Origin of the sequence: Streptomyces niveiscabiei (genome assembly GCF_001419795.1) — a bacterium.
GTDB lineage: Bacteria > Actinomycetota > Actinomycetes > Streptomycetales > Streptomycetaceae > Streptomyces > Streptomyces niveiscabiei.
On the sequence record NZ_LIRL01000685.1, the window covers coordinates 1 to 11,307 of the forward strand.

The window sequence follows — 11,307 nt, forward strand, 5'->3', positions numbered from 1 at the left end:
CTGGAGCGCTGGAGCGCTGGAAGCAAGGCACCACACCCGGCTCCCCGAGGACAGCCACCCAGCCGCCCCCCGGGCAAGCCCCGACCCGGGCCCGGGACAAGCCTCCTGCCCCACACGCCCTCCAACAGCCGCGCCTTCTTGGACCCGACAGCCCCGTCCGCGCCCCTGGCCAAGGCGCCCCCACAGCCGCCCTCCACTCCAGCAGCCGCGCCCGAACCCCATCTCAACCACGGCGCCCCCACAGTCGAGCCCGCGCCGCCCCGGGTCATGGCGCCCTCCCAACAGCCGAGCCCGAACTGCCCCCTTGGTACAGCGCCCTCCCAACAACTGCGCCCGAACCGCCCCTTGGCTACAGCTCCCCCAAGAACCGCGCCCGAGCCACCCCAGGGCACAGCCCCACACACAGCCGTGTCCGGCCCCCTTCTTGCCCTCAGCCCTCTCCAACAGCCCTCCCCCAGCCCGCCGGAGAGCACCGTCCTACCCCCCGCTCGCCACCGGCCTCTTGTACATACGCGTCGCCGTGATCTCCGTATGCACCGCCTCCCCCGCAGGAATCTCCCGGGGCAGTCCGGGCCGGAGATGTTCCTCGACGGTGATGTACTTCAGCCCGGCCCGCAGGTCGGCGTCGTTGCGCAGTCGGATGACGAGCGGGAACTCGGCGAGGGCGGTGGTGTCGAAGAGCCCGGTCGTGTAGAGGAGCTGGACGCCGAGGGCGTCGGAGACGGCGCGCTGGAGTTCCAGGAGGTACGTCGCGTTGGCGCGGCCGATCGGGTTGTCGAGGAAGAGCGTGCCGGCGTGCCGGTGCTTGTCGCGGCCCCGGTCGTTGGAGCGCAGCGCGGCCATCGTGCAGTAGAGGGCGATGGCGGCGGTGAGGAGCTGCCCGCCGGAGAAGACGTCGCCCATCTGCCCGACGGGCACCCGCTCGGCGCGCAGGACGGCGTCGGGCTTGAGGATCTCGACGGCGACGCCCTTGGGCTGGAGTGCGGCGGCGACCCCGCGCAGGAGCAGGGACATGCCGTCGCGCCGCAGGTCGGAGTTCTTCTTGACGGCGGCCCGCGTGGCGTCGTCGACGACCTCGCCGAGCCGCTCCGTGAGGGTCGCCTGGTCGGGTTCCTCGAACCGGATCCGCAGGAACTCCTGCCCGGACCACTCGCCGAGCCCTTCGGGCAGCCGGGAGAGCCGCTGGGCGGACCGCAGGGTGGCCAGCGCCGATTCCACGAGCCCGCGCAGCCGGTCGACGATGGAGTCGCGGTTGCGCTCCAGCTGGGCGAGTTCGTCGGTGAGTACACGCAGGCGCGGGGCGAACGCGTCGGCCCACTTCTGCGCGTGCTCGGGCAGCGCGGACGCGGGCAGCTCGCGGATCTGCTGGCGCGCGGGCGTGCGTACCTGTTCGTAGCGCGTGGAGTTGGCGTGCCGGACGAGGACGTCGCTCGCCTCGCGTACGGCGGCGTCGGCGGCGGACAGGTCGCCCGCGCAGCCGCGCAGGGCGCGCCGGGTCTCGGCGGCGGACGTACGGGCGTCCTCCAGGGACCCGGGGTAGGGCTCGGGCGTCTCCTGGTCGTCGTCGGAGACGTGTTCGCGCAGCAGGTCGCGGAGCATCGCGGCGACCTCGTCGAAGCCGCCGGCGCCGTCCTCGGCGGTGCGGTGCGCGGCGAGCAGCTCGGCGTGCGCGTCCCGGGCCTGGGCGAGCGCCTCGGTGCGGGCGGCGAGTTCGGCGGTGGCCGTGCGCAGCAGCGCCTGCGCGTGCTCGGCGTCGCGCGGGACGAGTTCCTCGGACAGTTCGGTGTGTTCCTCGCCCTCCTCGGGGGCGAGGCGTTCGTGTTCGCCGCGCAGCCGGCCGAGCTGTTCGCTGGCGGTGGACATGCGGGTCTCCAGGAGCTGCACGAGCTCCTCCGCGCGCGCGGAGGCGGCCTGCCGGGAGGGCCCGTCGGAGCCGTCGGGCGACTGGAGGAGCTGTTCGGCGCGCGTGCGGACCTTGTTGCTGAGCCGGTCGAGTTCCGCGCGGGCGGCGCTCTCGTCGCTCTCCGCGCGCGCCTGCTCGGCCCTGAGGTCGGCGCCGACGCCGACCTTCTCGTACACCTGCGAGGCGGCCCGGTAGGCCTCCCTGAGGGCGGGCAGGGACGCTTCGGGGGCCTGGGAGCCGTCCTCGGGCACGTCGTCGGGCGCGCCGGCGATCTCGGAGCGTTCTGCGCGCAGCGCGCGGGCGGTGCGGCGGGCGTCGTCGGCGGCGCGCTGGGCGCCTCGGCGGTCCTCGTCGGCGGCGCGGGCGCGCTCCAGGCACGCCTGGGCGCGGGCCTCGGACTCGGTGGCCTCGTCGGCGAGTTCACGCAGCCGTACCTGCCAGCCGGCGCGCTCGCGCAGGCGGAAGGCGAGTCCGGCGAGGGCGTCGGCGGCGCGGCGGGCCTTCTGGGCGGCCTCCTGCTTCTCGTCGCGGACCTGGGCGGCCTCGGCGGAGGCTTCCTCGGCCTCCGCGCGCGCGACGCGTGCTTCGGTGAGTTCGGCCTCGGTCTCCTCGGCGAAGGCGCGCGCCTCCTCGGCGGCCCGTTCCATCTCGACGAGCCGTCCGGCGGGGCAGCCGGTGCGCCAGGACGCGAGCCGCGCGGACAGTTCGCGGTCCTTGCCGAGGCGGGCGGCGAGGGTGCGGATCTCCTCGTCGCGGGCGGTGGCCCGGGCGCGCAGGGCCTGCCGTTCCTCGTCGGCGGCATGCTCGTCGTGCATGGCGGGGTTCGGGGGGACGAGGAAGACGCTGTCGTCGTGGCCGGAGGGCGTGGGGGCGAGCAGGGCGGCGGCGGTGCCGACGGCGACGGTGGAGCGGGGCAGGAGGGCGGCCTCGGAGAGCGCCTCGCGCGCGCGGACGTGGGAGTCGGGGTCGGTGATGATGACGCCGTCGACGAGTTCGGGGCGGGCGCCCAGCACGCGCGCGTGGTCGGTGGGGTCGACGGACTGCGCGAGATAGCGCCAGCCGGGCAGGGCGGGGATGCCGTGCTCGCCGAGGAACTCGACGGTGGCCAGCACGTCGGGGCTGGGCGGCAGGAGGCCGCCGTCGCCGAGGGCGCCGAGGATGCGGGCGTCGTCGGCGGCGGCCGTCCGCAGGTCGAAGAGGTGGCGTTCGGCGGAGGTGACGGCGTCGTCGAGGAGTCCGCGCAGTTCGTCGGCGTACCGGTCGAGGTCGGCGGCGGAGAGGGGTTCGCTGCTGAGGAGTTCGGCGAGCCGTTCTTCGGCGGCGAGTGCCTCGGCGATGCGCTGTTCGGCCTCGTACGACCGTCCGGCGGCCGTGGAGGCGTCGGCGGCGCGGGCGGCGGTGAGTTCGGCGCGGGACTCGGCGGAGGCGGCTTCGCGGGCCGTCTCGGCGGCCCGGCGGGCGGCTTCGCGGGCGGTGTCCCAGGCGGCGACGGCGTTCTTCTCGGCGTCGCTGGCGGCGAGGGCGGCGCGCGCGGGGTCGGCGTCGGGGGAGCTGTCGTCGAGCCAGCCCGCGCGGACGGCCTCGGCGATCTCCTGCTCGACCTCGGTGAGGCGCTGGCGCAGGTGCTGGGCCTCGCTGCGGGCGCGCTGGGCCTCGGTGGCGGCGGTGGTGTTGTCCCGGTAGGCGGTCTCGCTGACCTCCTGGAGGGCCGCCGAGCGTTCCTCGCCCTCGTTGGCGAGGGCCTCGGCGCTCTCGGCGGCGGCGTGCAGGGCGCGGACGAGGTCGACGGCGGCCTTCGCGCGCGCGGCGAGCGCCGGGGCGGCGTCCCGTTCGGCTTCCTGGATCGCGGCGGACACGCGCGCGACGCGGTCGGAGGCGGCGCGGTGGCGCAGGGCGGCCTCGGCGGCCTGCCAGGCGGAGTGCAGGGTGCGCGCGTCGGCCAGTTCGCGTTTCTGGGCGGCGGCGGACTTCTCGGCGGCGGCCAGCGCCAGGGAGGCGTGCCGGAAGGCGAGTTCGGCGGCGGTGAGCGCGCTGCGCTCGCGGGCGCTCTCGGAGTGGGTGACGGCGTAGGCGGCGGCCGTCACCCGCTGGGCGAGGTCGGCGGCGCGCGCCCGCTCCTGGACGCCGCGCGCGGACAGCCGGCGGGCCAGCGCGCGGGTACGGCGCTCGGCGGCGGTGTGGACCTCCCGCGAACGCGCGCGGGTGTCGGCGGCGTCGACGATCCGTCCGAGGAGGTCGACCGACCCGGCGGTGAAGTCGCGTTCGGCGATGAGTTCGGCGCGCCGGCCGAGTTTGTTGCCGAAGCCGCCGACGAGGTCGGCGAGGCCGTCGGTGTCCCGGGTGTCGGTGACGGCGCGCAGCAGCAGGTCGGTGAAGTCGGCGTCCTTCTTGACGGCGAAGAGGCCGGCGGCCTCGCCCTCGTCGGCGTTCATCTCGCGCTGGTAGCGGAAGAGTTCGGGGTCGAGGCCGAGTTCGGTGAGGTGCTCGACCCACCGGTCGTGGATCTCCTCCCAGTGGACCTCCAGGTGCGGGTACGCCTTGTCGGCGTCGGTGACGGCGTCCCGGAACCCCTTCATGGTCCGGCGGCGCCCCTGCGCCCCGGAGGCGCCCTCGACGGGCGCGCGTACGGCGGTGGACTCGGCGACCGGCAGGCTGTCCAGGGAGAGGCCGGGGCCGGGCCGGAAGGAGTACCAGGCCTCGGCGAACTTGCGGGGGTCGTTGGAGACCTGCCGGCCGCGCCACTCGCTGACCTTGCCGACGACGACGCACTCGCCGGTCAGCACGTGCTGCCACTCCAGGGCGACGTGTCCGCAGTCGTCGGCGAGGAGGAACTTGCGCAGGACGCCGGAGGAGGCGCCGCCGAGGGTGTTGCGGTGGCCCGGGAGCATGACCGAGAAGATCAGCTTGAGCAGGACGGACTTGCCGCCGCCGTTCTCCAGGAACAGCACGCCCGCGGGCGCGGGGCGGCGCGGCGGGCCGACGGGCTCGTCCTGGAAGAACTCCGCCTGGGTGGGTGCGGGGTCGGGCACCACGTCGCCCACTCCTCGCAGGTCGAGCACGGTGTCGGCATAGCGCGCACCGGCTGGACCGATGGAGTAGAGGCGGACCCGGGACAGCTCGTACATGGCGGCTCTCGTCGTTGAATCTCGGCGGTGGATCGTCGGCAGGGTTTGTCAGTGGATCGTTTTGGGAGGCGCGAACGGTTCACGCGTGGAACGGCAGTCCGGCGTCGGCCACCAGGTCCAGGTCCTCGGTCTCCTCGGCGGGCATCAGCGTCGGTGTCCCGTCGGTCACCGGCACGATGCCGAGTTCCAGCAGTTCGGCGAGGGCGGCGCTGCCCGCCATGTCCCGTACCTGGAGCTGGTAGCGGGCGGTGGTGCGGTAGGTGCCGCCGTTGTCGTCGCCGGTGCGCTGGAGGAACCCGGAGTCGGTGAGGAAGGCGACGGCCTTGCCGACGATGCCGGTGGTGGACCCGGCGAGGCGGCGGGCGTCCTTCGTCGCGCCGGTGGCGCTGCGGCGCGTCCACACGCGCCAGGCGGACTCCAGGCCGGGCGCGTCGGACGCCGGGTCGGTGTTCTCGCCGTCCTCGGCGGCGCGCTCCTCCAGGCGCCGGCAGGCCTGCCGTACGAAGGCGTCGACGCCGTGGACGCTGACGCGGCCGATGTAGCCGTCGTCGGCGAGGTCCTCCGGGCGGGGGAAGGCCAGGGCGGCGACGGCGAGGTGGGCGAGGCCGTGCAGGAAGCGGTCGCTGCCGTCGGCGGAGGTGCGACGCGCGTAGTCGCCCATGCGGACGGCGAACACGGAGTCCTCGCCGGCGGTGACGGCCATGCCCGCGCGCGGGGACACCTCCAGGACGACGAGGCCGAGTCCGGCGGCGACGGCGTCGGCGAGCCGCGCGAAGGCGGGGTCCTCGCGGTAGCGGCGCAGCAGTTCGGCGTACTCCTGGTCGCGCGCGGGCTGTAGTTTCGGCTGGAGTCCGAAGGCTACGAGCCGGGCGGCGTCGGCCGCGTCGGCGGGGGTGACGGCGGCGGGCGCCGGGGGTGCGGGAGTTTCCGGTTCACTCCACTCGACGGGCTCATTCACGACAAGAACTCCAGAACATCAAGCCGCCTCGGTCCGATCGGCGGCCATTCCGACAGCGTCCAACAATGCGGTTCCGACGATCAGGTCCGCGCCACCGAATTCGGGGTCGTCGAGTTCCGTGCCGTCGTCCACGGCGAACAGCAGTTTCTCCTCGCCCTGCCGGTAGGCGGTGCCCACCGCGGGGCTGGCGGCGTGCACGGCCAGCAGGGCGACCAGGTAGGGCAGTTCGGGGTCGGCGCGCCGGGCCTCGGCGAGCAGGCCGGAGAGCCTGCGGGGGGCGTCGGCGGGGAGGTCGAGGAGCCCCTTGGCGGCGGCCAGCTGCTCCTCGCTGAACCGGCTGTCGTCCGGGGTGGCGATGAGGTCCGGTTCGGGCATCTCCGCGCCGAGGTGCTCGCGTTCGACGGGGGGCGTGAGCAGGATCTCGACGAGGTCGGCGACCCGGACGGAGACCGGCGTGCGCATGCCTGCGCCCTTGGCGAAGAAGGCCCCGGTGACGCGGCTCGCCTGTTCCAGCGGCAGCGGCAGCACGGGCGCGACGAGATGGCCGTAGAGGTCTATCCCCGAGGACGTCATGGGCGTCGAGAATGCCTGCCGGTCCTGTTCCGCGCGGAACAGTGGGCCGGCCTCCAGGAGGCGTGACTGCAACTGCGTGTGGCGGCGGATGCAGTCCTTGACGATGTCGACGAGTTCGGCGGCGCGGCGCTTGTTCTCGGCGTCCTCGATCTCGTCGCGGGCCTTGCGGATGTTCGTGAGGATCGCGTTCTCGTGGCGGTACCGGTCGGCGACGTGGTCGAGGGCCTCGGCGATCATGTCCGGTACGGCGTTCAGCCAGTCGACCGCGCGCACGTTGCGCCGGGTCGCCTCCAGGGCGCGGCGGAGGGTCTCGGAGTACTGCACGGTGCGGTAGCGGGCCTGCTCGGCGGCGAGCTGCGCGTCGGCGAGCCGGCCGCGCCGGATGAGGACCTCGAGCTTGACCTCGGCGGCGATCTGGGCGCTGGTGACGTCCGTGTCGAGGGCGCCGACGAGGACGTTGACCGCTTCGTCCGTCGTCCGCAGGTAGACGGCGCCGTCGAAGCCGGGGACCTCCTCGACGAGCTTGAAGTCGTAGTCGCGGCGCACATAGCTGCCGTCGGCGGCGAACGTGCCGTACACGGCGCGGAAGCCGCGGTCGACGCTGCCGACGTTGATCAGGTTCTCCAGGACCCAGCGGGCCACGCGCTCGTGCTCGGCGGCGGGGCGCTCGGGGGCCTGGGCGGCGATGCGGGGCAGCAGGCGGGCGACGACGTGGTCGTGGTCGGCGCCGGTGTCGAAGTCCATGTTCAGGGTGACCAGGTCGATCGCCGAGAGGGCGATCTCCGCCATGCCGTACACCGAGTACTCGCCCGCGAGATTGGCCTTGCGGGCGTCCAGGTCGTGCAGCGGGGCCGTGCAGGCGAGCGCGCGCAGCCGACGCGCCAGGCCCTCGTCGGCGGCCGGGCCCGGTGCGGGGCGCGGCGCCGCGCTGAGCTGGGGCGGAACGCGGTCCGTCGATGCAGGCGAAGTCACGGTGCACAGACTAGGTCCTCGGTCTGACAACGACCCAAACGCCGGGGTGCGCCGGTGGATCCCGGGGCGTACTAGGGCATGTCTGACACGCGGCGTTCGTACGCCTCCGTCACTCGTTCGCGTGAATCCCGGAGGTAGGTCACCAGCAGCCGCCGCGCCCCGTCCCGGTCGCCCGCCCGGAGCGCTTCGAGAATCTGGTGGTTGCGCGTCAGGTACGGCTCGTGCAGCGCGCGCGGGTCGTCGACCAGGTGGAAGGCGAGGCGGAGTTCGGCGAACACGCCGCGCATGAACTCGTCGGTGCGCTCGCTGCCCGCGAGGGCGACGAGGGCGCGATGGAAGTGGATGTTGGCAGTGCCCAGCGATTTCCAGTCACTTTCGCGCAGCGCCGCCTCCCCGTCGGCGACCCCGGCCGCGAGCGCGTCGAGCGCGTACGGCGGCTCACCGAGGCCCCTGACGACGGCGCACTCGATCAGCGCGCGCGTGCGGTAGATGTCCTCGACGTCCTCGACCGTCAGGACGCGCACGAAGACGCCCCGGTTGAGTTCGTGGACGAGCAGCCGCTCGTGGGTGAGCAGCCGGAACGCCTCGCGCAGGGTGTTGCGCGACACGCCGAGGGCGCCGCCGATGCTGTCCTCGGAGAGCCGGGTACCGGGCAGGAAGTAGCCCTCGGCGATGCGGCTGCGGAGGATGTCCGCGACCCGTTCGGCCGTGCTGGTGCGCCCCAGGAGCGCGCGATCGTCCGCCAGTCCGGCCTGTTGCTCCACCCGCTCCGTCATGCCCGGAATTCAACCGCAGACATCTCAACGAAACAACGTGGGTATTGAAGGATCGTTCAACGATCCTCTACCTTGCTACGCATCCTGGCCAGGTCCCGCACGGCTCATCCCCACGCACTCCCTGCGAGGTGTCCCATGAGCACGACCGACACGCACTCCCCCACGACCGACGCCGACAACTGGCTGCGCGCGCTCGGGCCGAAGGGCCGGCGCGCCTTCGCGGGCGCGTTCGGCGGCTACGCCCTCGATTCGTACGACTACTTCACGCTGCCCCTGAGCATGGTCGCGCTGGCCGCGTACTTCGGCCTGGACAGCGGCCAGACCGGCCTGTTCACCACCGTCACCCTGGTCGTCTCGGCGGTCGGCGGCGCCGTCGCGGGCGTGCTGGCCGACCGCATCGGGCGCGTGCGCGCGCTGATCATCACCGTCGTCACGTACGCCGTGTTCACCGTCGCCTGCGGCTTCGCGCCCACGTACGAGACGCTGCTGGTCTTCCGCGCCCTCCAGGGCCTCGGCTTCGGCGGCGAGTGGGCGGTCGGCGCGATCCTGGTCGCCGAGTACGCGAGCGACAGGCACCGCGGGCGCACGCTCGGCGCGGTGCAGTCCTCCTGGGCCGTCGGCTGGGGGCTCGCCGCGATCGTGTACACGCTGGTCTTCTCGGTCTTCGACGACGACCTCGCGTGGCGCGTGATGTTCTGGACGGGCGCCCTGCCGGCCGTCCTCGTGCTGTGGATGCGCCGCCGCGTCCAGGACGCCCCCAAGGCGGTCGCCGTACGCGAACAGAGCGCCGGCAGGGGCTCGTTCACGGCCATCTTCAAGCGGCCCCTGCTGCGGACGACCCTGTTCGCCGGGCTGCTCTCCACGGGCGTGCAGGGCGGCTACTACACGCTGGCGACCTGGGTGCCGACGTACCTGAAGAACGACCGGAACCTGTCGGTCGTCGGGACGGGCGGCTATCTGACGTTCCTGATCTCGGGCGCCTTCCTCGGCTACCTGACCGGTGGTTACCTCACCGACCGGCTGGGCAGGCGGCGCAACATCTGGGTGTTCGCGCTCCTGTCGGCGGTCTGCGTCCTGGCGTACGCGAACATCCCGTCCGGCGCGAACACGCTCCTGCTGGTGCTCGGCTTCCCCCTCGGGTTCTGCATGTCGGCCATCTTCAGCGGCTTCGGCTCCTACCTCGCCGAGCTGTACCCGACGGCCGTACGCGGCACCGGCCAGGGCTTCACGTACAACACCGGCCGCGCGGTCGGCGCCGTCTTCCCCACCACCGTCGGCTTCCTCGCCGACAGCTGGGGCGTCGGCGGCGCCCTCGTCTTCGGCGCGATCGGCTACGGCATCGCGGCACTGGCCCTCCTGGGCCTGCCGGAGACCAAGGGAAGGACACTGACGTGAAAGCCACTTCGTACGACCGTCCCGTGGCCGCCGTCGACCCGCGCGCGCACGCGTGGAGCCCGAAAACCGCCCGCGCCCGCTTCCGGGAGGGCCTCTCGGGCCCCACGGCCGGCGTGTCGGCGGGCCACACCCAGGCCAACCTGATCGCCGTCCCCGCCGACTGGGCGTACGACATGCTGCTGTTCTGCCAGCGCAACCCGAAGCCGTGTCCCGTGCTCGACGTGACGGACGCGGGCTCCTGGACGACACCGCTCGCCGAGGGCGCCGACCTGCGGACCGATCTGCCGCGCTACCGGGTGTGGCGGGACGGGGAGCTGGTGGACGAGCCGGCGGACGCGCGCGCGTACTGGCGCGAGGACCTGGTCGCGTTCCTCATCGGGTGCAGCTTCACGTTCGAGTCGGCGCTGACCCGGGCGGGCGTCCCGATGCGCCACACCGAGCAGGGCCGCAACGTCCCGATGTACGTCACCGAGCGCCCCTGCCGCCCCGCAGGGCGCCTGTCGGGCCCCCTGGTGGTGTCCATGCGCCCGGTGCCCGCCCGGCACCTGGAGACGGCCGTACGGGAGACCGGGCTGCTGCCCGCCGTGCACGGCGACCCCGTGCACCTGGGCGACCCGGCGGGGCTCGGCATCGCCGACCTCGCCCGGCCCGACTTCGGCGACCCGGTGGACGCCGGGCCGGACGACATCCCGGTGTTCTGGGCCTGCGGCGTCACCCCGCAGGCGGCGGTCATGGCCTCGCGCCCGCCGTTCGCCCTCACGCACGCGCCGGGACAGATGTTCCTCACGGACGCGCGGGACGATCATTACCGCGTGGGCTCACCCGCACTCGAACCCGACCCCGGCCCCGGCCCTCGCCCCGGCCTCCGGCAGGAGACAGCATGATCGATCTGAACGCCGACCTCGGCGAGGGCTTCGGCCGCTGGCGGCTCACCGACGACGAACAGCTCCTGTCCGTCGTCACCAGCGCCAACGTGGCCTGCGGCTTCCACGCCGGGGACCCGCTCACCATGCGGCGCGTGTGCGCGCTGGCGGCCGAGAACGGCGTGACGATCGGCGCGCAGGTCTCCTACCGGGACCTCGCCGGGTTCGGGCGTCGCGCGATGGACGTCCCGGCCGACGAGCTCGCCTCGGAGGTCGCGTACCAGATCGGCGCGCTCGACGTCTTCGCGCGGGCCGCGGGCGCGCGCGTGGCGTACGTCAAGCCGCACGGCGCGCTCTACAACCGGATCGTCCACGACGAGGAACAGGCACGCGCGGTCGTCGACGGCGTCCTCCTCGCGGGCCCCCTGCCGGTGCTCGGCCTGCCGGGCTCCCGCTTCCTGGAGCTGGCGGAGCGGGCGGGACTGACGGCGGTGCCGGAGGCGTTCGCGGACCGCGCCTACACGGACGACGGGACGCTTGTCCCGCGCACGCAGGAGGGGGCCGTCATCCACGACCCCGAAGCGGTCGTCGAACGTTCCCTCGCCCTCGCGTCGTCGGGGCACGTGGTCTCCCGGACCGGGGGTTCCGTCGCGGTCCGGGCGCGGTCGCTGTGCCTGCACGGGGACACGCCGGGGGCGGTGGACCTCGCGCGCAGAGTGCGGGCTGTCTGTTATACAAATCT

7 protein-coding genes are annotated in these 11,307 nt (G+C 73.8%); 3 read left to right on the forward strand and 4 right to left on the reverse strand.

Annotation, left to right across the window (positions count from 1 at the left end):
• Positions 1 to 477: 477 nt before the first annotated feature.
• From AOK24_RS30540 to AOK24_RS30555, 4 genes are all read right to left on the reverse strand, one after another.
• A complete protein-coding gene (locus tag AOK24_RS30540; protein ID WP_055723275.1) occupies positions 478 to 5,028 on the reverse strand; it encodes a coiled-coil domain-containing protein in 4,551 nt (1,516 codons plus the stop codon).
• A gap of 79 nt (positions 5,029 to 5,107) precedes the next feature.
• On the reverse strand, positions 5,108 to 5,986 hold the full coding sequence (locus tag AOK24_RS30545; protein WP_055723276.1) for a hypothetical protein: 879 nt from the start codon (positions 5,984 to 5,986) through the stop codon (positions 5,108 to 5,110).
• A gap of 18 nt (positions 5,987 to 6,004) precedes the next feature.
• Complete coding sequence (locus AOK24_RS30550) at positions 6,005 to 7,531, reverse strand: hypothetical protein (RefSeq protein ID WP_055723277.1); 1,527 nt, start codon at positions 7,529 to 7,531, stop codon at positions 6,005 to 6,007.
• A gap of 71 nt (positions 7,532 to 7,602) precedes the next feature.
• Complete coding sequence (locus AOK24_RS30555; RefSeq protein WP_055723278.1) at positions 7,603 to 8,307, reverse strand: GntR family transcriptional regulator; 705 nt, start codon at positions 8,305 to 8,307, stop codon at positions 7,603 to 7,605.
• Between the two features lie 135 nt (positions 8,308 to 8,442).
• Between AOK24_RS30555 and AOK24_RS30560 the strand changes: the two genes are divergently transcribed.
• The 3 genes from AOK24_RS30560 to AOK24_RS30570 form a co-directional block, all read left to right on the forward strand.
• A complete protein-coding gene (locus AOK24_RS30560) occupies positions 8,443 to 9,702 on the forward strand; it encodes an MFS transporter (RefSeq protein WP_055723279.1) in 1,260 nt (419 codons plus the stop codon).
• Positions 9,699 to 10,586 carry a putative hydro-lyase gene (locus AOK24_RS30565; RefSeq protein ID WP_055723280.1) on the forward strand — a complete coding sequence of 296 codons (888 nt, stop codon included), beginning with the start codon at positions 9,699 to 9,701 and terminating at the stop codon, positions 10,584 to 10,586. The genes AOK24_RS30560 and AOK24_RS30565 overlap by 4 nt, the downstream gene beginning before the upstream one ends.
• On the forward strand, positions 10,583 to 11,307 hold a 725-nt coding region (locus AOK24_RS30570), incomplete at its 3' end, for a 5-oxoprolinase subunit PxpA (RefSeq protein WP_055723281.1). The genes AOK24_RS30565 and AOK24_RS30570, both read left to right, overlap by 4 nt.